Genomic DNA, 26,226 nt, shown 5'->3' with positions numbered 1-26,226 from the left:
GCACCCTCGCCCTGCTCCGTCCCGCCCCCAGGAGTGCCCCGGATCGGGGGCACGGGGCAAGCGGAAGCGGTCAGAGGGTCGGCAGATCGAGGACGAAGCGCGCGCCGGAGCCGGTCGGCTCGGTGTGCAGCTTGCCTCGGAGCTGGCCGGAAAAGGCCCGCACCACCTTCATGCCGAGTCCATCGGCCCGCGCCACGTCGAAGCCGGCGGGAAGCCCGCGGCCGCGGTCGGTGACGGTGAGACGATAGCCGCCTTCCGGCAGCGCCCGGAAGGTGACCACGACATCGCCGGGTTCCCCCGGCCCGTAGGCGTACTTCAGGGCGTTGGTCACCAGTTCGTTGACGATGAGGGCCAGGGGGACGACGCAGTCCGCCGGCAGTTCGGCGTCTTCGGCGTCGACCAGAACGGTGCGGCCCTGCCCGCCCCCCACCGGGCCGGCTGCCAGTTCGGTGCACAGGTCGCGCAGATAGCCGGCGATCGATAGCACGCGGAACCGGCTGCCGGCGTGCAGCCGATGGTGGACCTGCGCCACCGCGCCGACGCGCCCGCAGGCGTCCTGGAACTGCGCCCGCACACCGGGGTCCTTGTTGGTCAGGCCCTGCAGCGTCAGCAGGCTGGACACCAACTGCAAGCTGTTCTTGACCCGGTGGTTGACCTCCTTCAGCAGGCTGTCCTTCTCCTGCAACGCCTCCGCCAGGGCCGACTCCGACTGCCGGCGCCGCGTGATGTCGACGGCCAGCCCGACGGCGCCGATCACCGTGCCGTCGTCCCGGCGCATCGGTTCCACGCGGGTCTCGAACACGCATCCGTGCCGATCGATCTCGAAGCGGACGCTTTCACCGCCCAGAGCCCGGCGGACCGCCGCGATCGGCGGGAAGGAATCGTCGGTGGTCTCGAACCGCTCGAACAGGGTTCGGCCGATCAGGGCCGCAGGATCGAGGTCGAGCATCCCCAGCCCTCCACCCCGCACCGCGGTGATCCGCAGGTCACAGTCCACCGACCACAGGATGGCGGGCATGGCATCCACCAGAGCGTCCGCCGCCGGTCGGCGATGATTGATGCACTCCTCATCGACCTTTTCACATTCCACCCGTATCGCCGACATGATGGCCCGATCCTGTACTTTCCAACCGGGAAGAAGCTTGCTTGAACAAAGTAATCGACTCGTCCCCGTCCATCCACCGAAACCGGCCTTTCGACCGGCCACCAATTCGGTCTATGCTCTTGGATACTTGTTGGGATTACAGATAAAAAAAAGAGCCGCCTCCCCCTTCGGAAGGCGGCCCCATGGCAGCGTTCGGCGTAAGCCGTTTTCCTCAGGCGCGGGCGGCGGCGGTCTCCATACCCAGCGCGGTCAGGGCGGTGGCCACGATGTGGCGGGCGGACAGGCCGGCCGTCTCGTACTGGCGGGCCGGGGAGTCATGATCCAGAAAGCGATCGGGCAGCACCATCGGCCGCACCTTCAGCCCGTGGTCGAGCAGGCCGGCGGTGGCCAGATGGTGCAACACGAAGCTGCCGAACCCGCCGACCGAGCCCTCCTCGATGGTGATCAGCACCTCGTGGTTCAGGGCCAGGCGGCGCACCAGATCCTCGTCCAGCGGTTTGGCGAAGCGGGCGTCGGCCACGGTGGTGGACAGGCCGCGCGCCGCCAGGTCCTGGGCCGCGCGACGGGCCTCCTCCAGGCGGGCGCCGTAGCTGAGGATGGCGACCTTGGTGCCCTCCTGCACGATGCGGCCCTTGCCCAGCGGCAGCACGGTGCCGCGCTCCGGCAGGGACATGCCGACGCCTTCGCCGCGGGGGTAGCGCAGGGCCGACGCGCGGTCGTCGATGGCCGCCTGGGTGGCGACCATGTGCATCAGGTCCTCTTCGTCGGCGGCGGCCATCAGCACGATGTCGGGCAGGCAGCCCAGATAGGCGACGTCGAAGGACCCGGCGTGGGTCGCTCCGTCGGCGCCCACCAGGCCCGCGCGGTCCAGCGCGAAGCGCACCGGCAGGTGCTGGAGCACCACGTCGTGCACCACCTGATCGTAGGCCCGCTGGAGGAAGGTGGAATAGATGGCACAGAAGGGCTTGAACCCCTCGGTCGCCAGGCCGGCGGCGAATGTCACGGCGTGCTGCTCGGCAATGCCCACATCGAAGCAGCGGTCGGGGAACCGCCGGGCGAACAGGTCCAGACCGGTCCCCGACGGCATGGCCGCGTTGATCGCCACCACCCGCTCGTCGGCCTCCGCCTCGCGGATCAGGGCGTCGGCGAAGACGCGGGTGTAGGTGGGGGCGTTGGACTTGGCCTTGGTCTGGGTCCCGGTGATGACGTCGAAGCGGGCCACGGCGTGCAGCTTGTCGGCCGACGCCTCCGCCGGCGGGTAACCGTGGCCCTTGCGGGTGACCACGTGCACCAGCACGGGCTTCGCGTCTTCGGCGTCGCGCACGTTCTGGAGCACCGGCAGCAGGTGGTCCAGATTGTGCCCGTCGATGGGACCGACGTAGTAGAACCCCAGCTCCTCGAACAGGGTGCCGCCGGTGACCAGGCCGCGGGCGTACTCCTCCGCCTTGCGGGCGGCGTCGCGCAGGGGGCGCGGCAACTGTTCGGCGATGTCCTTGGCGAGGTGACGCAGCGACAGGTAGGGCTTGGACGAGATCAGCCGCGACAGGTAGGCGCTCATGGCCCCCACCGGCGGGGCGATGGACATGTCGTTGTCGTTGAGGACGACGATCAGCTTGCTGTCGGTGGACCCTGCGTTGTTCATGGCCTCATAGGCCATGCCGGCGCTCATGGCGCCGTCGCCGATGACGCAGACCACGTGGTTGGAGCCGCCCTTCAGGTCGCGGGCCACCGCCATGCCCAGCCCGGCCGAGATGGAGGTGGAGCTGTGGCCGGCGCCGAAGGGGTCGTAGACACTCTCCGTCCGCTTGGTGAAGCCGGACAGCCCGCCGCCCTGGCGCAGGGTGCGGATGCGGTCGCGCCGCCCGGTGAGGATCTTGTGCGGGTAGCACTGGTGCCCGACGTCCCAGATCAGCCGGTCGGCGGGCGTTTCGAAGACATAGTGCAACGCCACCGTCAGCTCCACCACGCCGAGCCCGGCGCCGAGATGGCCGCCGGTGACGGATACGGCGTCGATGGTCTCGGTCCGCAGCTCGTCGGCCACCTGGCGGAGCTGGTCGGGCCGCAGGCCGCGGAGGTCGGCCGGCACGCGCACCCGGTCGAGAAGCGGAGTCTTGCTGGTGGATGTCACGTCTCAGCGTCCTTCCTTCACACGCGCCGCTCAACCACGAACGCCGCCACGGCCGCAAGCATGTCGGCGCGACCGTCGAAGATGTCCAGATGCGCCACGCACTGGCGGGCCAGCATCTCGGCCTGGGCGCGGGCGCGCTGGCGGCCGAGGATAGAGACGAAGGTGGCCTTGCCCGCGGCGGCGTCCCGCCCGACGGTCTTGCCCGTCTCGGCCTCCGACCCCTCGACGTCCAGAAGGTCGTCGACGATCTGGAACGCCAGCCCCAGGTCGTGGGCGTAGGCACGCAGCGCCTGATGCTGCGGCGCCCCGGCCTTGCCGAGAATGGCACCGGCCTCGCATGCAAACGCGATCATGTCACCCGTCTTCATGCGCTGCAAACGGGTGATCGTGCCGATGTCGAAGGTTTCGTGCTCGGCGATGAGGTCCAGCATCTGGCCGCCGACCATGCCGTGCCCGCCCGCTGCCTTCGCCAGCGCCGCCACGAGCTGGCAGCGCACCTTGGGGTCCTCGTGGGTGGCCGGGTCGGCCAGCACCTCGAAGGCCAGGGTCAGCAGGGCGTCGCCGGCCAGGATGGCGGTCGCCTCGTCGAACTGCCGGTGCACCGTCGGTCGGCCGCGGCGCAGCGCGCCGTCGTCCATGGCCGGCAGGTCGTCGTGGATCAGCGAGTAGCAGTGGACGAACTCCACCGCCACGGCGGTGCGCAGCGCGCACTCCAGGTTGACGCCGAACAGGCGGGCGGCCGACAGCACCAGGAAGGGGCGCAGCCGCTTGCCGCCGCCCAGGCAGCCGTAGCGCATCGCCTCGAACAGCCGGGCCTCGGCAAGGTCGGTGGAGGGGATGAGGGCGTTGATGGCCTGCTCGACCATCTCGGCGGACTCCGCCATGGCGGACTTCAGCGCGTCGTTCACGTCAGTCGATCCGGGCCGGTTCGGTGGTGATGCCGCCATCGGCGGTGATGGTGATGCGGTCGACCTTGGCCCGGGCCTCCCGCAGCTTGGCCTCGCAGTGGCACTTGAGGGCCGTGCCGCGCTCGTACGAGGCGATGGCGTCGTCCAGCTTGCCGCGCCCCTCCTCCAGTTGGCGAACGATGCGCTCCAGCTCCGCCAGCGCATCCTCGAAGCTCATGGCGGCGATGTCGGGCGGCAGGGGCGAGGCAGGGGTATTCGGTGAATCGGACATTATGAATCCGTGGTGTGATACGGCCGGAAAACGATCATTTCCATCTCCTTCCGGCCGTGAAACCCGACAGATCAATGCCGCAGCATTGATCGAGAGGGTCACGCCGGCGCCATCGGGGTGATGCCGCCGGCGTGACCCGTCCCCGAAAGTAGGGCCGTCCCGGGGTCGGGTGCAAGCGCCGACGGCATGCCTATGTCGGCATGCCGCCATCCCGGGACGTTGGGGGTACCAACTCAGGCTGCCATCAGTTCGCGCACATGGGCGGCACAGGCCGAGGCCAGAGCGCGCAGGTTGTACCCTCCCTCCAGCACCGACACGATGCGCGCGCCGCAGTGGGTGCGCGCCAGATCCCCCAGCTTGCGGGTGGCCCAGACGAAATCGTCGTCGGTCAGGTGCAGGCCGGCCAGCGGATCGCGCGAATGGGCGTCGAAGCCGGCGGAGATCATGATCAGGTCGGGCTTGAAATGGTCGATCGCCGGCAGGATGGTGTGGGTCATGGCGTGGCGGAACTCCGGGCTGCCGGCCATGGCGGGCAGCGTGGCGTTCACGCAGTTGCCGTATTCCCCCTTCTCCGCCGGATCACCCGTGCCGGGATAGAGCGGCGACTGGTGGGTCGAGCAATAGAGCATGTCCGGGTCGGACTGGAAGATGTCCTGGGTACCGTTGCCGTGGTGGACGTCGAAGTCCATCACCGCCACCCGTTGCAGCCCGTGCACCGCGCGGGCGTGATAGGCACCCACCGCCACGTTGTTGAACAGACAGAAGCCCATGGCACGCGCCCGTTCGGCGTGGTGCCCCGGCGGCCGCACGGCACAGAAGGCGTTGCGCGACTCCCCGCGGGCGACGGCGTCCACCGCGGCCACCACGGCACCGGCCGCGTACAGCGCCGCATCGCCCGAACCGGGGGACAGCACGGTGTCGGCGTCCACCCCGGCGTGGCCACTCTGCGGCACCATGGCCAGCACGTTTTCGATATGGGACAGCGGGTGGACGCGCGCGATCTGGGCGATTTCGGCGCGCGGCGCCTCCTGCCGGTCCAGCAGAAAGAAATCCTCCGACTCCATGGCCGCAAGAACCGCCTTCAGGCGGTCGGAACATTCGGGGTGGCCGAGCCCGGTGTCGTGCTCCAGGCAGGCGGGGTGCGTGAACAGGGAGGTGTGCATTGTTTTGTATCGTTATCGTTGGAATCGGGTCGTTTCCGCCTGCCATTGTTCCCGGATCGACCCGCAAAGTACAGGCCGATTGCAGGCCGAATGGTCACACCCGGGCGGGGCCGGTTCAGGCCGTCCGCTCGATCTCCAGACGGAAGACGCCGCCCTCTTCACCGCTCGCCAGCAGTCGGTTGCCGGTGGTTTCGCAGAACGCGGCGAAGTCCTTCGGAGCGGCGGGATCCGTCGCCTCCACCTCCAGCACGTCGCCTGGAGCCAGCGCCCTGAGCGCCTTGCGTGCACGCAATACGGGCAGCGGGCAGACGAGCCCGCGTGCGTCGAGCCGATGTCGGGCCATGGCAATACCTCCAAGTCGCTCCTGACAATTCACAGCACCGTTGATCAGCGGCACCGGGATATCCACCATGGTAGAAGTCGCCGGTTCTATGTACAATGGGTGAGCTTCCACAGTGGACAAACCGGCAAATTTCCCCATAATCATTGCGACGGCCCGCATCCCCACGAGAAGGCCGGCCCTTCCAGCGCATCCGGGCCCCCGACAGGGGCGGTAGAGACGGTGAAGACGAACCCCATGGAAATCGCGGACCTCCAGGCGAATGCCCGCAAGGCGAGTACCTTGCTGAAGGCCATGAGCAACGAGCGCCGCCTTCTCATCCTGTGCCATCTGTCGATGGGCGAGAAGTCGGTCGGTGAACTCGAGGATCTGGTGGGATTGAGCCAGTCGGCCCTGTCCCAGCACCTGGCGCGGCTGCGCCGGGACAAGCTCGTGCGGACCCGGCGCAGCGCCCAGAACATCTACTATTCGCTGAGCGGCGGCGAGGCCAAGGCGATCATGGGCACGCTGCACAGCCTCTACTGCGCGGTGCCGGCCTCCGCCAACACCCATGCCGGTGCCCACGCCAACGGCGCCGACAGCGACGGGCACGCCGCCCCGCCGTCGGCCGCCTGACCCCGCCACCCTCCGCCTCCCGCCCCGGCGTCAGCGGACGCCGGCGCCGGACGGTTCTTCCGGCCGGTGCCAGCCCGGCAGCACCGCGGCCAGCGCCGCCGCCAGCCAGCCGAGAATGAGGGCGCTGCCGCCCAGCGGCGCCGTCATCGGCACCGGCAGCGGACCGACGAACGCCTGTAGATAGAGCGTCCCGCAGAACAGCAGCGTCCCGGCCACCACCAGCCAGCCGAAGGTGCGCACCGCCAGCCCCGCCGGTCCGCTGCCGCGCGCCTCCAGCACCGCCGCGCCGACCAGCGCCAGGGCGTGCCAGAGCTGGTACTGACCGGCCAACTCCACCCATTGCTGCGCCCGCGCCAGTTCCGGCGCGGCCATGCCGTGGCTGGCGTAGGCGCCCGCCGCCACCGCCACCGCACCGTTGAGCCCGGCCAGCACCAGCCAGATCCGTCCGACGTTCCCCATCATTCCACCCGATCGTTCCTGTCACCCTTGAGATGATCGGGACATTCTAGACGCTCCGCCCCGGCTTGTTGAGAGGTGATGCTTCGCAGGCGCAACATCGGACACTGGCCCGTGAATTGCTGGACAGCAAACGGCAGGACATCTGCGGCGTCCGACCGGTCCCGGCCACCGGACGATATGCAAGTTGCTTTGCATTCTGCATCGCCAACCACAGCGACTCGAGCCATGATTGTCCTTTCGCACGGTGCACCGCAGCGGACTGCCATGGCAGCCGCGGCGGCCAAAACGGATCCGGAGGCCGGCCCCGGACCGGAGTGCCTGCGCTGGGCGGGCGCATTCCACCATTCTCCCTTCCCGGTCGGCGTCTATGCCATGGACGGCGGGTGCATGCTGCAGAATCCCGCGTCGCGGCGGGACCGCGGCCCGGACCCCGCCCTGCTCGGCCATATGGAGGATGCCGGGGAAGCCGCGCGGGCGCGGGCAGCCCTGGCCGACGGCAAGGCGCTGTCGCTGACGGCCCGTGTGGTCACCAGCCATGGCCGCCGCTGGCACGACATCCACCTGCAGCCCTTCCCCGATCCGGCCAGCGGCCACACCGTCGCCCTGGTGCAGGAGGTCGACGTGACCGAACGGCACCGCATGGAAGGTGACCTTCACGCCGCCAGGGAGGCGGCCGGAGCGGCGACCCGGGCGAAGTCGGAGTTCCTGGCGACGGCGAGTCACGAGCTGCGCACCCCCCTGCACGGCATCCTCAGCGGTCTCGACCTGTTGCGCGAATGGGTCACGGGGGACGAACAGGCCGGCGTCGTCACCGCCGTCCGCCGGTCCGCCGAGTCCCTGGCGGAACTGATCGACGGCATCCTGGACCTGGCCGCCCTCGACGCACCGCCAGCCGGACCGGCGGCGGAGTCCTTCGATCCCGCCGGGCTGACGCGGCGGATCGCCACGGATCTGGCCGAACGGGCCGCCGAGAAGGGGGTGCGGCTCCACTGCGCCACCGGGCCGGAGGTCCCGCCGCTGGTGCACGGCGACGAGCGCCGGATCGCGCGCATCCTCAACGCCCTGGCGGTCCACGCCCTGTTGCGGACCGACGGCGGCCCTCTCGCCCTGTCGGTGGAGGGGAGCGCCGCGGATCCCGGGCGCACGACGCTGACCTTCGCGGTGCGCAGCACCGGTGCCGCCGCCTTCGCGGCAACGGAGGACGGCCTGCGTCTGGCGCTCGCCCGTCACCTGGCCGCCGCCGTCGGCGGCCGGATCGGCGACGATCCGCCACCGGCCGGGCGACTGTGGTTCGCCGTCGATGTCACGGTGCCGGCGGTCGCCCCGCCCGCTCCCGCGCCCGCCGCCGTCCCCGGTGACGGGGCCGAGGCGGGGCCGCTGCGCGACGCGCGGCTTCAGGCTTGGGCCCGGCGCCGCGGCGGGCGCATCCTGGTGGTTGATGACAGCGCGACCAACCGGCTCGTCCTGGCCGCGGTCCTGCGCAAAGCGGGGTTCACCGTCTTCCTCGCCGGTGACGGGATCGAGGCGGTGCAGCTCATCGCCCGCGCCACGGAACCGCCGGAGCTGGTGCTGATGGACCTGTCCATGCCGGACATGGACGGGTTTGCCGCCACCGCCGCCATCCGCGCGCTGCCCGACGGTCGCGGCGGCCTGCCGGTTGTCGCCCTGACCGCCCACGCCTATCCGGAAGACCGCAGCCGCTGTCTCGCCGCCGGCATGAACGACCATGTGCCCAAACCGGTGCGCAAGCCCGACCTGCTGGCCGCCCTGGCCCGCTGGCTGCCCTGAACGGACCGCGTCACCGGGCGACGTAACGATCCGCTCCGCCGTCGTCCGGGCGGTGCCGGTGCAACGCGCCGCGGTGGACCAGGTGGTTCAGGTGGGCCAGCGTCTCGCCCACCGCGAAGCGCATCTGGTGGGGGTCGAGATCGCGGGTGAACAGGGCCCGTGTCACCTCCCAGGCGGTGTGCGGCCGGTCGCACGCGGCGCGGCAGGTGTTCAGGCGTTCGGCGTGGTGGGCGGCCAGCGCCGCCAGGCGGGCGTGCAGGCCGGTGAACGGCACACCGTGGGAGGGCAGGATCAGCACGTCGTCGGGGATCGTCGCCGTCAGCGCGGCGATGCTGTCGAGAAAGTCGCCCAGCGGGTCGGCGTCCGGCTCGTTCGGCCAGACGCTGACATTGGGGCTGATGCGTTCCAGCACCTGGTCGCCGGCGATCAACACGCGGCGGTCGGCAGCGTGCAGGCAGACTTGCTCCGGCGCATGGCCGCGCCCCACCACGACGCGCCAGGGCACCCCGCCGATCATCGGGCGGTCGCCGTCCCGCAGACGGTGCAGCACGGCCGGGATCGGCGAGACGCTGGCCCGATAGGCGGTGGCCCACACCGCCAGCCGCTCCATCACCGCCTCCGGCGCGCCGGCGCGGCGGTAGAAGGACAGGGTCGGCGGCACCGCCAGCTCCGACGTGTCCAGGCTCAGCGCCCGGCCATAGAGCCATTCGGTCAGGCTCGTGGCAAAGGTGGCGCCGGTGCGCCCCACCAGCCAGCCGGCCAGCCCCATGTGGTCGGGATGGAAATGGGTGCACAGCACCCGATGCACCGGCCGGCCGGCCAGGACGCCGTCGAACAGCCGCAGCCAGAGGGCGCGCGTCGCCTCGCTGTTGTAGCCGGTGTCGGCGATCGTCCAGCCGTCCCCGTCCTCCAGCAACCACAGATTGATGTGGTCGAGCGCGAACGGCAGCGGCATCCGCACCCAATGCACCCCCGGCGCCACCGCGACGGCGCCGCCTTCGGGCGGCAGCGCGACACGGGCGGCGGCGGGCGACGGGTCGGCGGGCATGGCGGCGGGCCTTCATACGGTGGCGTATCGTCGGCCAGCCTAACGGTCCCGCGGCGCGAACGGAAGCCCCGCAGCCCGGTCAGGACCGTCCGGCCGCCGCAGGGCGCGGTGCGACGCCGTCGTAACCGGCGGCGGCATCGCCCACCCGCAGGTCGTCGATGTAGAGGGTCCGGCTGGAGGGGCCGGTGTCGCGGCGATCCTTCCAGTCGAACTTGTAGAGGCCCAGCTTCAGATAGGGTCCGGTGCGGTCGTTGAAGCTGTTGCCGCCGGCCACGTCGGCGACCAGCCGGCCGTTGCGGTAGAGGCGCAGGAAGCCGTTGCCGTCGTGGTTCCAGCGGATGTTCCACACCCAGTCGGTCCAGGTCCCGACGGCGGAGTCGATGGGGCCGAGGTCGATGGAGTCGGAGCGGTCGTAGCGCGCCTCGCCGGAGCCCGTGGTATAGCGGCTGGAATCGGAGCGGACGTGCAGCATGAAGTGGGTGCGCCCGTCCCTGAGCGCGGTGCGCAGGGAGACGGGCGGGTTGCGCCACGCCTCCCCCGGGTCGGGCGCGGAGTGGAACTGCACCAGGATGGTGGTGCTGCGGTCGCGCACCCGCCAGTCCTCCGGCATGTAGAGACGCATGCCGTACCAGTATTCCTTGCCGATCCGGGCGAACATGCCCTGGTCGAACGCCGGCGCCGGCAGCGCCACCGGCTGGATCTCGCTGCGGTAGCCGTTGCCGCCCGCCGCCAGCCGGTCGAGGTGGACGCGCACCGCCCGCTCGCCCGCCACGCGGGCGATGGCGGAAGGGTTGCCGGAATGGCGGAACCCCAGGGCGGCGAGGTCGGAGCCGCGCTCGAAGTCGGCTTCGAACAGAAGGCCCCGTCGGTCGCCGGCGGCGGCCACACTGCACTCCACCAGGATCGCCAGCACCGGCAGGGTGGCCAGCATGGCCTTTCGCATGGATGTGCGGCGGTTGCTCATGGGCGCGGTCTCCCCCTAAGGACGGCGGCGGATGCGGTGATGCTAACCGCTACCGCCGCCGCGCGAGACAGGGGCAAGCCGGCGACCCCGATTGGCCCGTCCCGGCACCCGACGGGCGACCCCGCGCAGCAGCCGGAGGATACGCCGTTGGTGGAGGGCGGCCACCGCCGCGGCACCGGCCCCGGCGGCCACGCCCAGCAGACTGGCCAGGCCGTCGGTGAGCGACGGCGACCGTCCCGGCACCAGGGCCTGCGCCCCCTCGATCCCGAAGGACATCAGGGCCAGCAGCAGCCACCCCGCGAAAAGCTGGCGGCGGCTGCCGGCGGCAAGCGCCACCCCGAACGCCAGGGCGGCGAAGGCGCCGGCGTGGAACAGCTTGTCGATGCCCCGCGTGCCCGGCGGTGCGAGCTGGGGCACGATGGCACCGGCCACCACGACCACCAGCAGCGGCACCAGCAGGCGGCGGGCGGTGCGGCGCAACGCCGGGGTGAACGCCGTCACCGGCGCCCCAACAGCACCGCCAGGGCCGACAGCACCCCCGTCGCCGCCCACAGCAGGGCACCCGGCCCCACCCACAGGCCGAAGAAGACCGCCGCGGCGGCCAGCGACGCCGCCAGCAGCAGCACCCGCAGCGGCAGCGAGCGGACGGCCAGCGCCCCCACCGGCGGCACCATCAGGCTCGCGGCCGCGATCAGCGCACGTTGCATGTCCTCTCTCCTCGCTCAACGGCCGCTTCAGGTCTTCGCCAGCCCGGCCGGGCCCTTCAGGTGGTCGGCCAGACGCATGGTCAGGGCGATCAGCATCATCGTCGGCCCGGAATAGCCGGCGGTCGGAAAGACGGAGCTTCCCGTCACGTACAGGTTGTCGATCCCGTGCACCCTGAGATCCGCGTCCACCACGCCGTCTTCGGGCCGTTCGCTCATGCGCGTCGTGCCGATGTGGTGGAAGTGGCCGCGCACCCCGCGCTCGACGATCTCGGGCGTGAAGGGCTCCAACTGGAAGCGGCCGAGCCCCAGGGCGCTCATCTCCGCCGCGACCACCTCCGCCCCCTCGCGGAAGGTGCGGTAGTCCAGGTCGTTGAGGCGCCAGTCCAGGTGGGCCGGCCGGTTGCCCAGGGCATCGCGGCGCTCCGACAGCACGATGCGGGAGTCCGGGTTCGGGGCCTGCTCGATGCGGTGGTCCAGCACGTAATAGGGGGCGTCGCCCCGCGGCGGCCGCAGCTTGCCGACCACGGCGTCGACCGCGCTCGGCAGGTTGGCCATGACCTCGGCCAGATCCTCCAGGAAGTCGGGATCGAACGGCTCCCAGAAGGCGTCCTTGATGCGGCCCATGGCGGCGCGCACCGCCTCGTTGTCCTCCGGCGTGCGGAATCGGCAGTAGTATTGCAGGATGCCGCGCTCGCGCATCGCCTCGGCGGTCAGGCTGATGTTGGCGTTGACATTGATGGAGCCCATGTAGCCGGCGTCGTAGATCGCCGGGAACCGCCCCTTCGCCGGGATGAAGACGCCGGAGATGACGTGGGCGTGCTCCATGAAGTAGCGGCCCACGTGCCCGTGGGCGTTGCCCACGCCCTGCGGCATGACGTCGTCGGAATCGAGCAGCAGGCGCGCGTTCTCGATGGCGTGGCAGGCCAGCACGATGACGCGGGCCCGCACCTCGGCGGTCGCCCCGCCCAGGGTCTTCACGGTCAGGCGCTCTACCCGGCGCCCGTCGGGGCCGAGGCCGACGTTGGTGACGTTGGCGTTGAGCACCACCTCCAGATTGGCCTGGCCGGCCAGGGCGTCGCGGAACAGCGAGCGGAAGCGCACCTGCTGGCTGATCTGGAACACCTTGGTTTCCAGGCGGCGGGAATGGCGCTCGATCAGCGCGTCATCGGGCAGGCCGCGGGCGCGGAGCTGGTGGGCGGGGTCCCAGCCCTCCGGCTTCAGGCCCAGCATGGCGGCGGCGCGCGCGATGTGGGGACCCAGCGCGTCGAGGCTGACCGGCCAGGCGGGAACACCCAGGTCGGGCCGCCCCTCGTGGTCGATGGGGTCGTTGGCCCGGCAGTACCCGCCCCAATGGTTGGTGGTGCCGCCGAAGTAGCGCAGCCGGCAGGACGTCAGGTCGAAGTACGGCAGCCCCAGGTTGGAGCCGCGGTACAGACCCTGGGTCTGGCCGTCGATATCCATGCCGCCGCTTTCCAGCAGAAGGACCCGCACGTCGGCATCGGCGAGCTGCATGGCCAGCGTCATTCCGGAGGCACCGGCGCCGACGATGCAGACGTCGGCGTCCAGGGTCTCGGGCAGGCCGTCGGTCAGGGCGTCGCGGAACGGGCTCATGCGATGGGCACCTCGGTCACGGTCCGGGAGTCGGGGCGGTGGACGGCGTCGGGCCAGCGCAGGGCGGCGGCCAGGCACAGGGCGCTCTCCAGCTCCGACAGGCGCAGCCCGTCCACGTTGACGGTGCGGGCGGCGAAGAAGTCCTCGGCGATGAGAAGGCGCACCGCCTCCGCCGGGTTGCCGAGGCGCTGCGCCGTCAGCCGCGCCAGACGGCCTTCCTGGGCGTCCATCAGCGCGTCGGCGGCGGCGGCACCCATGCGGGTGCGCAGCCACGCCCCGAACGAGGCGAAGGCACGCCCACCGCCCAGGGCGGCGGCGGTGGAGGGTAGCCGCGCGCCCACGGCGAAGGCCACCCGCGGCCGCACGCCGCACAGCACGACACCGGCCGCCGCGCCCACCAGGGACGTCAGCAGGCGCCGGCGCGACAGGGTCGGGTCATCGGTCATGCGCCTCACTCCCGGCTGATGAGATACTGGACGAGGGCTTCGGCATCTTCGGGCCGGTAACCTTCGATGGCCATGTTGGTGCCCGGCAGGAACGCCTCCGGGTCGTGCAGGAAACGGCGCAGGGCCTCGGCATCCCACCGCAGATCGGCCTCGGCCAGGGCCTCGGAGTAGGGATAGCCACGGGCGCGCCCGGCCTCGCGCCCGACGATGCGCACCAGGTGCGGCCCGACGCCGTTGGTGCGCTTGCGGATGTCGTGGCACGCCGCGCAGGAATGGAAGAGGTTGCGTCCCCTTTCGATCTTTGCCGGGTCGAGCGCCACCTCCGGCTCGCGGGAGCAGGCGGCGGCGCCCAGCAGCAGCGCGCCCAGCAGCACCGCCCGGCGCAGGGGACCGGTGCGGCGCCGCGCGGATGAGGTGTTCGGCATGGTCGGTCGGTCCTTCGTGTCGGCATGGGTTTCCCCGCACCGTCAGGTTCTGGGAACCCGCGGGCCGGGCATCAACGAAGCGGAGAGGGTGCCCCGCCGGTGCGGCCGGGGTACGCCGGCCGGGCGCGACCCGGCCGGCCGAACGGTCAGGCGGCGGCCGGCAGCGCGCCGGCCGCCCCCGGGGCGCCGGGCCGGGAGGCGCCGGCCATGGCCTCGTAGCGGCCGCGGCAGCGGTAGTACCAGGCGAGGTAGAAGACGAAGGCGCCGAAATGGATCGACGTGCTCATGGTGAAGGCGTTGAGCTGCACCGGCACGCACATCCATCCCAGGAAATAGGCGCCCAGCAGCGCCGGCATCCACGCCTCGTCCTGTGGCAGCCGGCGTGCGGTGCGCAGGCTGTAGTAGATCACGAAGCCGGTCAGCAGCACCGCCAGCGAGCCGCCGACGATGCCGAACTGCATGAACGAGCCGTAGAGGCCGAGGTCGGTGATGTTGACGTGCATGGACAGGCTTTCCGCCAGCACGTTGTTGCGCGTCCCCGTCGCCGACATCATCCCGAAGCCCAGCCCGTGCGTGACGTGGAAGTAGTGGGAATAGTGGTCGAAGGTGTGGAAGCGCACGGCGACGTTCAGCTCGCGGGAATCGAGCAGGTCGTCGCGGAACAGCATCTCCACGTAATCCCACATCAGCAGCGGCACGACCATGGCGCCGATGACCAGCATGGTGGCGCGCACCAGGAAGGGTTTGGTGTGGAAGCTGCGGCGGTCCACAGCCAGCATCACCAGCATCCCCACGCCGGTCGCCAGCATGCCCTGGCGGCTCTGCACCACCTCGATCTGCAGGGCCATGCAGACGGCCAGGGCGACGGCGGCGGCCACCTTGCCCGCGAAGGGCACCGACGGCGCCAGCAGGACCGCGAACATCGCCAGCGACGCGAAGAAGAACTCGTGCTTCATGATGACGATGCGCGACACGTCCAGGCCGAAGATCGACCGCCGGGCGTAGTGGGACAGGACATCCCACAGACCGAAGCGGTAGACGACCATGAGCACCGCGGCCACCAGCCCGGCGAACGCCAATCCCCAGATGACCTCCCGGTCGGTGAAGCGCAGCGCCATCAGGATGTAGAGCTGCATCACCGGCAGATACACATAGTGAGCCGGCAGCCAGTCCTTGAGCGGCTTGGGAAAGAAGATGGTGTTGGAGAACAGCGACACCATCAGCATCACCGCAACCAGCACCAGCGGCCACAGAGCGAAGGGATGGCGGAACAGCTCCCCCCGCCAGGCCAGCCAGCCGATGCTGGCAAAGCCCGCCCCGCCCACCGACAGCGCCACGAGCTGGCGGAACAGGATGTCGTCCATCCCGATGATCACCGCGATCAGCTCGGCGTAGAGGAAGGCCATGCCGGCGACCAAGGCAACCCGCCAGAGGGTCACCCGCTCCCGGTCGAAGCGGCGCGGCGGCCCGGCGGCGGCCGGCCCGCCGACGGCGGTGGCCAGAGGCACGGCGGGAGTCCCGTCGGCAGGAGGCAGCGGCGGCAGCGGCATCGGATGCCCTCCCCGTCAGACCGGCGCCGGAGCGGGCCGGCCGCCGATCTGGCGGATGTCGTAGCGGACGGACGGACGCGGCGGCACCAGCAGGCCGGCCAGCACCAGCCAGGGCGCGAACAGCCGGGTGCCGGCCCATTGCTGGCCCTTGCCGCGCAGCAGGTTGCGTGCGGCGTCGGCGCCGAACAGGGCGAGTGCGCCGACGGCCAGCAGCGGCTGCCCGGCCGCCAGCGCCAGCAGGGCCAGCCATTGCAGGGCGCCGCCCATGAACACCCCGCGCTCCCGGTTCACCACGGCCAGCAGGCCCGCCGGGCTGCCCAGGTGCTTGCGCACCATGCGCCCCAGGGCGCGCGGCCGCATGTCCCGGTAGAAGTCAAGTCGGCGCTGCGGCGAGAAGTAGTGATGGGTCAGGTGCAGCGCCATGCAGTCGGGCACCCGCAGCAGGCGGCGGCGGCGGCTGAGGCGCAGGGCGAAGTCCCAGTCCTCGCAGATCCGCTGCCCCTCGTCATAGCGCAGCGCCATCTCGCGGGCCGGCGGCCCCAGCAGGATGGCGCCGCCGGCCAGGCGCACCAATGCCGGCCCGCCGGGCGGATGGCGCCACACCTCCTCGCCGTCCGGCCGGTTGTCGGCGTCGAAATGCTGCTCGCGCAGGGCACCCACCACCGCATCGGCCTCGCCGTTGCGGATGCGGCCGACGGCGGCGGCGACGAAGGCCGGGTTGAGCACCATGTCGCCGTCCAGCAGCATCAGAAAGCCGGCGGGGGCGTGCTCCAGCACGACGTTGCGCGCGGCGGCGGCGTTGACCGATCCCTCGATGCGGTAGACGCGGGCGTCGCGCCGCGCCGCGGCGAAGGCGGTCATGGTCTCGGTGGTGCCGTCGCTGGAGTCGCTGTCGACCAGCACGATCGCCAGTTCCCCGGCGAACGTCCCCTCCGGCGGCAGGGAGGCGAGGCAGGCCCGCAGGAACGGCAGGCCATTGCGGGCGATCACGCCGATGGTCAGGCGCGCCCCGGCGGGAACGCTGGCCGACACCGCCGCCCATTCGACCTCCGGTCCGGCGGTCCAGCGGCCCGCATCCCAATCTCCGCTGCCGCCGGTTGCGGAGGCGGCTGCGGCGGCCCCGGGGGTGGCCCCGGGGGCGACCTCGCGGATGCCGTTCACGCGGTCTTTCACTGCGTTCATGGTCTTCCCTGTCGGATTGTCCCTGGTCGGGCCGTCAGCTCGTGTAGTAGCGGTAGGACGTGCGGTGCGAGACGGCGGAGTCGCCGTAGCCGTACAGGGCGTGCCGCTTCGCCTCGACCTGCGACAGGACGACGCCGGTGACCCGGGCGCCCGCGTCGTGGAGCTGGTCCAGAGCGAAGCGCACGATCCGCGGCGCCGTCTTGCGCCAGCGCACGACGAACACGCAATGGTCGACCACCATCGCCAGCGCCCGCGCGTCGGCCACGGGAACGACCGGCGGCGTGTCGATGAGGATCAGGTCGTAGTGCTGCTGCACCGTCGCCAGCATGGAGGTGAGGACGTTCGGCCGCAGGATGTACGGCGCCTGGTTCATCTCCTTCAGCATGGCCGACAGGCGGGAGGCGGACACGATGTGGGCGCCCGACGCGCTGTCCTCCTGCACCACCGGCGCCAGCGGGTTGTCCTCGGGCAGCGGATGGCTCTTCGGATCGATCAGATAGCGGTGGCCGACCAGCGTCTCCACGTTCGGCCGCCGCAGGTCCGCGTCGATCACCAGCACCCGCTGCCCCTGGGCGGCCACCTGGCGGGCCAGCGAGACGACCAGGGTCGACTTGCCTTCCTTGGGCACCGAGGACGTGATCATGACCGACTTGCCGTCGCCGGTGCGCTGCTGTTCGATCTGCAGGGCGGTGTAGATGCTGCGCAGGGACTCGGCAAAGGCCGATACCGGTTTGTCCACCACGTAGCGGGCACGGGCCGCCGGCCCCGCCAGCTTGCCCGGCACGCGCGGCACCAGCCCCAGCGGCACGGCGTTGAGCGAGGACTTCACCTCGTCGGTGCTCATGACGCCGTTTTCCAGCAGTTCGGCGATCACCACCATGACCAGCCACAGGGCGCCGACCAGAACCAGGGTGCCGACACCCAGCAGCTTGCGGTTGGGGCCCGACGGCATGGACGGCACCGCCGCCTTCGACAGCACCCAGGCGTCCGGCTGCTCGACCGCCATGCGCTCCTGGGCGTTGAGCTGCTCCAGGTACTGGGCCAGCAGCGCGGTGTCGGCTTCCGCCTGGCGCTGCATGCCGCGCATCTCCACCTCGGCGTTCTTCATGCGCGCCAGCTCACCCTGCAACTCGTTCAGGGAGCCGGCCAGCGTCGCCGCCCGGCGGGCCGCCACCTCGGCCTCGCTGCGCGCCGCCGACACCGCATTGGCGGCGTCGCTGCGGATGCGGCCGGCCAGTTCGTTCACCTCGGCGCGGCGGTTGACCACCGTCGGGTGCTGGTCGCCGTAGTTGCCGCGCGCCTCGGCCAGACGCTGGCGGGCGCCGTTATCCCGCTCCAGCAGGCCGGCGCTGGCACCGCCCAACATCTCCAGCACGGCGCGGGGGCCGCGCTCGTTCATGGCCCGCTCGAACTCGCGCAGGCGCGCAGCCGCGGTCTCGGCCTCGGCGCGGGCGGAGATCAGCTCGGTGCTGACGGTGGAAATCTGTTCGGCCACCAGGGACGCGGTGCGGGCCTCAATGATGCCGGAACCGGCGCGGTACTCCTCGATCTGGTGCTCCAGGCCGGCGACGCGGTCGCGCAGTTCGGTCACCCGGTCGCGCAGCCAGGCGGTGGCGAGGTCCTTCGCCTCCATCTTCGATTCAAGCTGCTGGGTCAGGTAGAGCGCCGACAGCTCGTTGACCACGTTGGCCGCCACCGTCGGGCTTTCGGAGCGGAACTGCACCGTCAGCACCCGCGACTCCCGCAACGGCGCCACCATCAGGCGCTGCTGGAAGTTGGGCAGCACCTCCGCCTCCATGACGTCGGCGGCCCCCGCCGCCGGCGCCTCCGCCGCGGTGAGCGGGGCGAAGCCCAGCATCTCCGCCACGGGCGAGGCGAGCGCGCGCCAGTCCGGCAGGCTCGGCAGATCGAAAGGAAGGATGCCGGAGGTCTCGGTCGCCATGGCCGGGTTGAACTCCGGCAGCTCGGCCAGGCCCAGATTGCCGATCGCCCGGCGGGCCAGACGGTCGGACGTCAGGATCTGCATCTCCGTCTGCAGCGTCTGGACGTCCGTCATCACGTTCATCGCCGTCTCGACGGGCTTGACGACGATCGTGCCCTGGGCGGTGTAGTGGGGCTTCATGCCGGCGATCATCAGGATGGCCGGCACCAGGACGAACAGGACGGGAATGATCGCCAGCCACAGCCGGCGGCGCAGGATCAGCAGCAGTTCGCGGAACGTGATGGTGCGGGACCCGCTCCACAGCCAGGGCTCCTGGCTGTCGGTGTAGGTCGCGGTGCGACGTGTCACGTGGTTCATATTCAGATTCCCATCCGATGGGTCGAATGAAGCTCGGCGCCGCGGCAATGCGGTAGCGTGCCCGTAGCGGCACAATGGGGACGCGGCGGGTCGGTGCCGAGTGCGCTGACGGCTACCCGCTCTCCCGGGGTGGGCGCACTCCGGAGGGGGTATCCCGCAGCGCAGCGGACACCCCCTCCGGGTGCGCCGGCGGCCGGCGGCGCCATGGTCACACCCCTCCCGACGCGCGCGGCCGGCGGCCGATCATGCGGACGATCGCCTCGCGCTCGACCACGCTGAACGGCCACAGGAGCAGGGCCAGCACCCCGAACAGCAGCACCGGCACCGCCGCGGCGGCGATCTCCTCCAGCGTCGTCTCGCCGAAGCCGGGGAGAATCACCAGCGTCGCCACCAGCGTCAGCCCGGCCGCCGCGAACAGGCGGGCGAAGCCGCCGACGTCGAACCGGTACGGGTAACCGCGGCGGTAGAGGGCGGCGATGATGACCGCGTGGGAGAGCACTTCGCCCACCAGCAGTGCCACCACCAGCCCGTTGGCACCGAAGCCGAAGGCCAGCAGAATGAAGGCCAGCGGCAGCGCCACCGTGCTGGCGACGGAGCCGACGGTGGTCAGTTCCGGGCAGCCGAGGATGTTGGTGACCAGCGACAGCACCACCCGGTGGCTCTGGGCCACCAGGAACAGGGCGAAGCCCACGGCCACGCCCCAGGAGTCGCCGTACTTGCCGCCGGAGATCAGCTCCAGGATGGCGTCGCCGTAGGCGATGGTGAGGATCACCACCGGCAGCAGCACGATGAGGTTGGCCTTGTAGAGGAACTGCACCCGCTCCAGCAGGCGGTCGAACCGGTTGTCCATGCTGTAGGCCGCCACGATCGACGGCCGCGCCACGGTGAACAGCAGGGCGATCGGCAGGTAACGGCGGATCTGCTCGGCGAAGGTGCGGCAGAAGCCGAAGCCCGCCACCGCCGCCGGGTTCAGCATCGAGGTGCCGATCAGCATCAGCGTGTTGGCGCTGGCCAGGCTGGAGACGAGCTGGGCGGCGTAGTTGTGGCCGGCGATGGCGAACACCTCGCGCAGGGGCGGCGGCGTCCACCCCTCGGCCGCGGCATGGGTGCCGAGATGGCGCACCGCGTAGGCGGCGAGCTGGACCAGCGCCAGCCCCAGCGCCACCGCCGAGGCGACGATCTCGACCATCACCACCTCGTGCAGGGTGAGGCCGTCCTGCATGGTGTAGAGGACCAGCCCGCAGAACAGGGCGCCGCGCACCGCGGCGTTGACCTGCGAATGGCCCTGGAGCAGCAGCGGCTCGAAGATCTCGCCGCGCAGGGAGCGCACCAGCCCCTCCATGAAGAGGACCAGCAGGTACAGCTCCAGGATGTCGATCCATTCGGGGATGCCCAGCAGGTCGGCTTCCAGCCCCAGCAGCGCATAGCCCGCCAGCACCAGGACGGCGAACGACAGCGCCCGCCCGCCCAGCAGCGCCAGGATCAGCCGGCCGAGGTCGCGGGCCCCGGCGTGGATGCGGAACTCCGGCAGGTACTTGGCGCTCACCCAGTCGAGCCCCAGGCTGGTGTAGGTGATGGCCAGGCTGAGGGCCGACAGCAGCAGGGCGTACACGCCGAACTCCGCCACCCCCAGACCGCGGGCGATCAGGATCATCGCCGCCATGGTCAATCCGGCGGACACGAACCGCCCGCACACCAGGGATACGAATCCCCGGCGCACCGCCTTCAGCGAATAGAACTCAGCGCGCACCGTTGCCTCGTCTTGCCGTGGATCCGAAAACCGCCCCCGCCCCCCGGTTCAGTGGGCGATCAGAACCTCCTCCAGCGGCTTGCGCAGGGAATGCGCGACCGACAGGGTTTCGGGCAGGTGGCCGACGGCGATCATCATGATCACCACCTCGTTGTCAGGGATGCCGGCGGTCGCGCGCATGGCGCGGTCGGTCTCCTTCACAACGCTCCAGTTCAGCATGCAGGTGCCGAGTCCCAGGGCGTGCAGCGCATAGACCAGCGACATGGCGAACAGCCCGCCGTCGATCCAGCACTGGAACCGCTCGCCGACGCTGGTGAAGTGCTGCAGGTCGGAGGTCACCACCAGAACCTTCGACGCCTGGTCGCCGAAGCCGCGGTTGCCGTTCTGGAAGGACAGCACCCGGCGCTTCTGCTCGGCGTCCGAGAAGACGTGCACCTTCCAGGACTGGCGGTTGCACACGGACGGCGTGCGCTGCGCCATGCGGACCGCGCGGGCGATGGTGTCCATGTCCACCTCCGCGTCGGCGAACTGGCGCACGCTGTGGCGGGTCGCGAAGAAGGCCTCGGGATCGGCGGGGGCCGCGGCGGCCACCGTCGCCCGGTCGACCGGAATGGTGCCGCCGCACGGCGGTACCCCGTCCGCCCGGCTGCCGCCCAGCCGGGCGATGGCGGCGTCCACCTCGGGATGGTTCAGGCCGTGGGTCCGGCCGAAGGCGCGGTAGGCGTCCAGCGTGTCGATGCCCGCCCGCGCGGTGTCGTCGACGCCGTAGCGCGCGACGTAGCGGTCGAGCAGCGACATCAGCAGCCGCACCGCGTCCTGCCCGAAGCCGGGCCGCGGCGTCTTCAGCGCCAGGCCCTTCTCCAGCCGGTGGTAATTGAGGGTGACCAGCGCCGCAAGCTGGGCCTGCGACAGCTCCTCCCGCCCGGCCGAGGACCAGCGCAGGTAGCGGCGCAGGTCGTACAGGCCGTTGCCGGCCAGCGCCAGGATGGTGCGGGTGCGGCGGTGGGTCTCGATCAGGCGCCGCAGCACCCCGGCGGGCAGCACGCGGGAGAGCGCCGCCCGCTTCCGGGACATCGGCGGCGACAGCGCGGTCACGGTGACGACGTTCTGCGACATGGGCTCCTCGAACGGGACGGAAAACGGCAGCCGGACCGGGATGCGCAAAGCGGCGGCGGGCCCGCGGCCCCGCGGCGCCTCCGCCCGCGTCCGCCGGTCCCGGCTCGTGGAAGAGGATAGGGATTGCGGCCCGCCGGCGGCGGACGGCTTCGGTGGTAGCGCGGGCGATCATGGGCGGTAGCGGGGCGCCCCGTTCGGCTGCCCCTCGGCCGCATCGCCACGAACGATCGGTCGGTATCCCCCCACCAATGGGCGGGAGGTTCGCCGTTCCGGCGGTGGAGCGACCCATGGGGTGATGCTTCTTCCGGGCGCTTCGTAGAGGGGTTCCCGTTGGCTACGCTGCCCGCCACGTTCACCGGCGACCCACCACCAGCGAAGAGGAAGACGGGTGACTGCTCCCACGCCGTTCCGCATCTATCTGACCGGCCACCGCTCCTTCGCCAACCACGGGTGCGAGGCGCTGGTGCGCTCCGCCGTGGCGCTGTTCCGGACGGCCCTCGGCCCGGTCGAATTCCTTGTCCCGTCGGTCGATCCGGCGCAGGACGCCCGCTTCTGGCCCGACGCCGCGGCGTCGGGCGTGCGCTTCGTGCCGGTGGTCGACCCGCCGTCGCTGTTCCGCTGGTGGCACCGCGCCGCCCGCGTGGCGCCGGGATGGAACCGGCTGCCCTGGCCGGCGATGCCGATCCCGCCGGCCGGCCGCGACGCGCTGGCCGCGGCGGACCTGGTGATCTCCACCGGCGGCGACAACTACACCCTCGACTACGGGCCGGTGTCGCTCTACGCCCAGTCGGGACTGGACGGTGCCGCCATGGACCGCGGTATTCCCGCCGTGCTGTGGGGCGCCTCCGTCGGGCCGTTCGACGGCTATCCCGGCGCCGCCGAGGCCATGCGGCGCCACCTCAACCGCTTCGACGCGGTGGTGGTGCGCGAGACGGTCACCCGCGACTACCTGCACCGGCTGGGTGTGCAGGAGCGGCTGTCGCTCAGCGTCGACCCCGCCTTCCTGATGACGCCCGAACCGGTGGCGGTAACCGACTTCTGGCCCAAGGAAGGCGAGAGCGGCACCGTGGCGCTGAACCTCAGCCCGATCATCCGGCGCTACCATGCAGAGCGCAACCCCGGCGTCTCCATGGAGGAGGACGTCGGCGCCTTCGTCCACGACCTGGTGGCCAGGGGCTACGGGGTGCTGCTGCTGCCCCATGTGGTCAGCCCCGACGGCAGCAACCCCGCCAAGTGCGACCATGCCTTCCTGGCCAAGCTGCTGGAGCACACCGGGACCCGGGGCGGGCGCATCGCGCTGGCGCCGCGCACCCTGAACGCGCCGCAGCTCAAGCACGTACTGTCGCGCTGCCGCTTCATGATGGGCGGGCGGACCCACGCCACCATCGGCGCCCTGTCCACGGGCGTGCCCACCATCTCCATCGCCTATTCGGTGAAGGCCAAGGGCATCAACCGCGACCTGTTCGGCGACGAGCGCTACGTGCTCGACGGCGCCGACCTCGGCCGCACCAGCCTGCACGCGGCGTTCGCCCGCCTGGTGGACGAGGAGGGCGAGATCCGCCGCACGCTTGCGGCGCGCAAGCCGCACTGGCCCGAGGCGCTGGAGCAGGCGGTGGCGCGGGTGTGCGCGGCGGTGGAACGCCGCCGCCCGTCGGTGGCTGTGGCGGCGGAGTAAGGCGGCCCGGTCCTGCCCGGTTCCGCTCCCGGTCGTCGGCGGACGGCCGGGAGGGGGCCGGTTGTGCCCGCTTCCGGCCGATCTCCGCAAGCATTACCCCGCTCAAACCACCGCAGCAGTACTTTTAAGTTCATCGTTTTTCTTTCGATAGCGGACGTCACCTTCGACATCTCCGAAGATGCATTGCAGTGTCATTGGCACCTCCCAAGTACGGTGACGCCGACGGCGCCTGCGATCGAACCGGCGACGGACTCAACCGCGGCAACGGTCGCCACAACCGGTGGAGAGCTTGGATGAAAGTGTTGATCGTCTTCGGCACCCGGCCGGAGGCCATCAAGATGGCCCCCCTTCTGAAGCGGATCGAACGCGAACCGGGGGTCGAACCGCTGGTCTGCGTGACGGCACAGCACCGCCAGATGCTCGATCAGGTGCTGGCCCTGTTCGACATCAAGCCGCACTACGACCTGGACGTCATGCGCGACGGCCAGGGGCTCGGCTACATCACTTCCGCGGTCCTGAACGGCATCGGCGATGTGATCCGGGACTGCGCGCCCGACCGGGTGCTGGTCCAGGGCGACACCACCACGACCATGGCCGCGGCACTGGGCGCCTTCTATGCCCGCGTGCCCGTGGGGCACGTGGAGGCGGGGCTGCGCACCGGCAACCTGATGTCGCCCTGGCCGGAGGAGCTGAACCGCAAGCTGGCCAGCAACATCGCCGATCTTCATTTCGCCCCCACCACCGTGTCGCGCGACAACCTGCTGCGCGAGGGCATCGACCCCGGGCGGGTGGAAGTCACGGGCAACACGGTGATCGACGCCCTGCTCTACGCCGTCGACCTGATCAAGGGCGACGCGGCCCTGCGCGCCGACCTGGACGCCCGCTTCCCCTTCCTCAACGAGGCGGAGGCGCAGGGGCGGCGCATCGTGCTGACCACCGGCCACCGCCGCGAGAACTTCGACGGCGGGCTGGAGCAGGTGTTCACCGCCCTGTCCTGGCTGGCGGAGCGGCCGGACGTCTCGGTCGTCTTCCCGGTGCACCTGAACCCCAACGTCCAGAAGGCGGCGCAGGCCGTTCTGAAGGGCCGCGACAACGTGCACCTGATCCCGCCGCAGGAATACCTGCCCTTCGTCTACCTGATGATGCGCTCCCACCTGATCGTCACCGACAGCGGCGGCGTGCAGGAGGAGGCCCCGTCGCTGGGCAAGCCGGTGCTGGTCACCCGCGACACCACCGAGCGGCCGGAGGCGGTGACCGCCGGCACGGTCGAGCTGGTCGGCCCCGACGCCGAGGCCGTGGTGTCCCGCGCCACGCGCCTGCTCGACGATGCCGAGGCGTACCGCCGCATGAGCCGCGCCCACAATCCCTATGGCGATGGTCGCGCCTGCGACCGCATCGTTGCGAGGTTGCTCCATGAAGTCCGTCAATAAGGTCTCCGTCATCGGTCTCGGCTACATCGGCCTGCCCACGGCTGCGGTGTTCGCCGACCGCGGTGTCGAGGTCACCGGCACCGACGTCAACCCGTCCGTGGTGGACAGCATCAACGCCGGCGAGCCCCACATCGTCGAGCCGAACCTGGGCGCCCTGCTGCGCCGCGTCGTCGAGGCCGGCAAGCTGAAGGCGTCCACCGCGGTGGAGGCGGCCGATGCCTTCATCATCGCCGTCCCCACCCCGTTCCAGGAGGTGGAGGGCAAGCACTGGCCCGACCTGACCTACGTGGAGCAGGCGGCGCGCGCGGTCGCCCGGGTGCTGAAGGCCGGCGACCTGGTGATCCTGGAATCCACCTCCCCCGTCGGCACCACCGAGCGCATGTGCACGTGGATGTCGGAGGAGCGCCCCGACCTCTCCTTCCCGACCCAGAAGGGGGAGATGTCGGACATCCGCGTCGCCCACTGCCCGGAGCGCGTGCTGCCCGGCAAGATCCTGGACGAGGTGGTGAACAACGCCCGCGTCATCGGCGGCATCACCCGCAAGTGCGCCCAGCAGGCGCTCCAGCTCTACAAGATCATCTGCGAGGGCGAGTGCCGGCCGACCAACGCCCGCACGGCCGAGCTGGCGAAGCTGACCGAGAACGCCTACCGCGACGTCAACATCGCCTTCGCCAACGAGCTGTCGATCATCTGCGACAGCCTGAAGATCAACGTGTGGGAGCTGATCAAGCTGGCCAACCTGCACCCGCGCGTCGACATCCTGCGCCCCGGCCCCGGCGTCGGCGGCCACTGCATCGCCGTCGATCCCTGGTTCATCGTCGACAGCGCCCCCGATCGCACGCCGCTGATCCAGGCCGCCCGCAAGGTCAACGACGGCAAGCCCGACTTCGTCTGCGCCAAGGTGGCCGAGCGCGCCCGCCTGCTGAAGGAGCCGGTCATCGCCTGCCTCGGCCTGTCCTACAAGAAGGACGTGGACGACCTGCGCGAAAGCCCGGCGGTGCACATCGTCGAATGCCTGGCCAGGGAGAAGGTCGGCAAGCTGCTGGTGGTGGAGCCGCACATCTCCAAACTGCCCCCGCACCTGGCCGAGCTGGGGCTGGAGCTGACCGACTTCGATGCGGCGCTGGAGCAGGCCAACCTGGTGGTGCTGCTGGTCGACCACATGAGCTTCACCTACGTCGACCGCGACCTGCTGAAGGACAAGTTCGTCATCGACACGGTCGGCGTGTGGTGACGGACGCACGAA

General features: G+C 70.9%; 24 protein-coding genes. 5 read left to right on the top strand and 19 right to left on the bottom strand.

Translation table 11 applies throughout. The annotated features are described in order from the left end of the window. Window positions 1-70: 70 nt before the first annotated feature. The 6 genes from G472_RS36805 to G472_RS0105615 form a co-directional block, all read right to left on the bottom strand. Window positions 71-1,105: a sensor histidine kinase gene (locus G472_RS36805; RefSeq protein ID WP_051340469.1), complete on the bottom strand. Its 1,035-nt coding sequence runs from the start codon at window positions 1,103-1,105 to the stop codon at window positions 71-73. Between the two features lie 211 nt (window positions 1,106-1,316). Then, entirely contained in the window at window positions 1,317-3,233 is a 1,917-nt protein-coding gene (dxs, locus tag G472_RS0105635) for a 1-deoxy-D-xylulose-5-phosphate synthase (protein WP_029007586.1), read from the bottom strand. A 17-nt stretch (window positions 3,234-3,250) separates the two neighbouring features. Next, entirely contained in the window at window positions 3,251-4,117 is an 867-nt protein-coding gene (locus tag G472_RS0105630) for a polyprenyl synthetase family protein (protein WP_245593408.1), read from the bottom strand. Window positions 4,118-4,142: 25 nt separating this feature from the next. Beyond that, window positions 4,143-4,412 (bottom strand): exodeoxyribonuclease VII small subunit, encoded by a 270-nt coding sequence (locus tag G472_RS0105625; protein ID WP_029007584.1) that lies wholly within the window; start codon window positions 4,410-4,412, stop codon window positions 4,143-4,145. A gap of 233 nt (window positions 4,413-4,645) precedes the next feature. Then, on the bottom strand, window positions 4,646-5,575 hold the full coding sequence (locus G472_RS0105620) for a histone deacetylase family protein (RefSeq protein WP_029007583.1): 930 nt from the start codon (window positions 5,573-5,575) through the stop codon (window positions 4,646-4,648). Window positions 5,576-5,690: 115 nt separating this feature from the next. Further along, a complete protein-coding gene (locus tag G472_RS0105615; RefSeq protein WP_342667909.1) occupies window positions 5,691-5,987 on the bottom strand; it encodes a sulfurtransferase TusA family protein in 297 nt (98 codons plus the stop codon). Window positions 5,988-6,152: 165 nt separating this feature from the next. Here G472_RS0105615 and G472_RS31495 point away from each other — a divergent pair, with 165 nt between their 5' ends. Continuing rightward, a complete protein-coding gene (locus G472_RS31495; RefSeq protein ID WP_051340467.1) occupies window positions 6,153-6,530 on the top strand; it encodes an ArsR/SmtB family transcription factor in 378 nt (125 codons plus the stop codon). A gap of 30 nt (window positions 6,531-6,560) precedes the next feature. Here G472_RS31495 and G472_RS31490 read toward each other — a convergent pair whose 3' ends face one another. Next, window positions 6,561-6,992: a DUF423 domain-containing protein gene (locus G472_RS31490; protein WP_245593396.1), complete on the bottom strand. Its 432-nt coding sequence runs from the start codon at window positions 6,990-6,992 to the stop codon at window positions 6,561-6,563. Between the two features lie 384 nt (window positions 6,993-7,376). Here G472_RS31490 and G472_RS36800 point away from each other — a divergent pair, with 384 nt between their 5' ends. After that, window positions 7,377-8,777, top strand: a complete 1,401-nt coding sequence (locus G472_RS36800) for a response regulator (protein ID WP_156927008.1) — start codon at window positions 7,377-7,379, stop codon at window positions 8,775-8,777. Between the two features lie 10 nt (window positions 8,778-8,787). Here the strand turns inward: G472_RS36800 and G472_RS31480 are convergent, their stop codons facing one another. The 12 genes from G472_RS31480 to G472_RS40000 all read right to left on the bottom strand — a co-directional run bounded on the left by G472_RS31480 (window position 8,788) and on the right by G472_RS40000 (window position 21,875). Then, on the bottom strand, window positions 8,788-9,825 hold the full coding sequence (locus tag G472_RS31480; protein WP_051340465.1) for an MBL fold metallo-hydrolase: 1,038 nt from the start codon (window positions 9,823-9,825) through the stop codon (window positions 8,788-8,790). Between the two features lie 79 nt (window positions 9,826-9,904). Further along, window positions 9,905-10,789: a polysaccharide lyase family 20 protein gene (locus G472_RS0105590; RefSeq protein ID WP_029007581.1), complete on the bottom strand. Its 885-nt coding sequence runs from the start codon at window positions 10,787-10,789 to the stop codon at window positions 9,905-9,907. A gap of 42 nt (window positions 10,790-10,831) precedes the next feature. Next, window positions 10,832-11,290 (bottom strand): VanZ family protein, encoded by a 459-nt coding sequence (locus G472_RS36795; protein ID WP_051340464.1) that lies wholly within the window; start codon window positions 11,288-11,290, stop codon window positions 10,832-10,834. Next, the gene (locus G472_RS0105580) at window positions 11,287-11,496 is read right to left on the bottom strand and encodes a hypothetical protein (protein WP_029007580.1); all 210 of its coding nucleotides are present in this window, start codon (window positions 11,494-11,496) and stop codon (window positions 11,287-11,289) included. Before G472_RS0105580 ends, G472_RS36795 begins: the two co-directional genes overlap by 4 nt. A 27-nt stretch (window positions 11,497-11,523) precedes the next feature. Further along, window positions 11,524-13,107 carry an FAD-dependent oxidoreductase gene (locus G472_RS31470; RefSeq protein WP_051340463.1) on the bottom strand — a complete coding sequence of 528 codons (1,584 nt, stop codon included), beginning with the start codon at window positions 13,105-13,107 and terminating at the stop codon, window positions 11,524-11,526. Continuing rightward, on the bottom strand, window positions 13,104-13,553 hold the full coding sequence (locus G472_RS0105570; RefSeq protein WP_029007579.1) for a hypothetical protein: 450 nt from the start codon (window positions 13,551-13,553) through the stop codon (window positions 13,104-13,106). Before G472_RS0105570 ends, G472_RS31470 begins: the two co-directional genes overlap by 4 nt. 5 nt (window positions 13,554-13,558) lie before the next feature. Next, window positions 13,559-13,978, bottom strand: a complete 420-nt coding sequence (locus G472_RS31465; RefSeq protein WP_051340462.1) for a c-type cytochrome — start codon at window positions 13,976-13,978, stop codon at window positions 13,559-13,561. A gap of 146 nt (window positions 13,979-14,124) precedes the next feature. Next, a complete protein-coding gene (locus tag G472_RS0105560; RefSeq protein ID WP_029007578.1) occupies window positions 14,125-15,528 on the bottom strand; it encodes a hypothetical protein in 1,404 nt (467 codons plus the stop codon). Between the two features lie 15 nt (window positions 15,529-15,543). Then, the gene (locus G472_RS0105555) at window positions 15,544-16,710 is read right to left on the bottom strand and encodes a glycosyltransferase family 2 protein (RefSeq protein WP_029007577.1); all 1,167 of its coding nucleotides are present in this window, start codon (window positions 16,708-16,710) and stop codon (window positions 15,544-15,546) included. Between the two features lie 34 nt (window positions 16,711-16,744). Then, window positions 16,745-19,009 carry a GumC family protein gene (locus G472_RS0105550; RefSeq protein ID WP_029007576.1) on the bottom strand — a complete coding sequence of 755 codons (2,265 nt, stop codon included), beginning with the start codon at window positions 19,007-19,009 and terminating at the stop codon, window positions 16,745-16,747. A gap of 208 nt (window positions 19,010-19,217) precedes the next feature. Next, window positions 19,218-20,759, bottom strand: a complete 1,542-nt coding sequence (locus tag G472_RS0105545; RefSeq protein ID WP_029007575.1) for a lipopolysaccharide biosynthesis protein — start codon at window positions 20,757-20,759, stop codon at window positions 19,218-19,220. A 48-nt stretch (window positions 20,760-20,807) separates the two neighbouring features. Then, window positions 20,808-21,875: a nitroreductase family protein gene (locus G472_RS40000; protein ID WP_029007574.1), complete on the bottom strand. Its 1,068-nt coding sequence runs from the start codon at window positions 21,873-21,875 to the stop codon at window positions 20,808-20,810. A gap of 388 nt (window positions 21,876-22,263) precedes the next feature. Between G472_RS40000 and G472_RS0105535 the strand changes: the two genes are divergently transcribed. The 3 genes from G472_RS0105535 to wecC all read left to right on the top strand — a co-directional run bounded on the left by G472_RS0105535 (window position 22,264) and on the right by wecC (window position 26,214). Continuing rightward, the gene (locus G472_RS0105535; RefSeq protein WP_029007573.1) at window positions 22,264-23,550 is read left to right on the top strand and encodes a polysaccharide pyruvyl transferase family protein; all 1,287 of its coding nucleotides are present in this window, start codon (window positions 22,264-22,266) and stop codon (window positions 23,548-23,550) included. A gap of 293 nt (window positions 23,551-23,843) precedes the next feature. Beyond that, complete coding sequence (gene wecB / locus G472_RS0105530; RefSeq protein ID WP_029007572.1) at window positions 23,844-24,980, top strand: non-hydrolyzing UDP-N-acetylglucosamine 2-epimerase; 1,137 nt, start codon at window positions 23,844-23,846, stop codon at window positions 24,978-24,980. Beyond that, window positions 24,964-26,214 (top strand): UDP-N-acetyl-D-mannosamine dehydrogenase, encoded by a 1,251-nt coding sequence (gene wecC, locus G472_RS0105525; RefSeq protein WP_035691102.1) that lies wholly within the window; start codon window positions 24,964-24,966, stop codon window positions 26,212-26,214. The genes wecB and wecC overlap by 17 nt, the downstream gene beginning before the upstream one ends. Window positions 26,215-26,226: the final 12 nt, after the last annotated feature.

It is taken from the genome of Azospirillum halopraeferens DSM 3675, from assembly GCF_000429625.1.
GTDB lineage: Bacteria > Pseudomonadota > Alphaproteobacteria > Azospirillales > Azospirillaceae > Azospirillum > Azospirillum halopraeferens.
The sequence above is the reverse complement of the archived record's forward strand: the minus strand, read 5'-3'. Positions and strand labels throughout refer to the sequence as shown.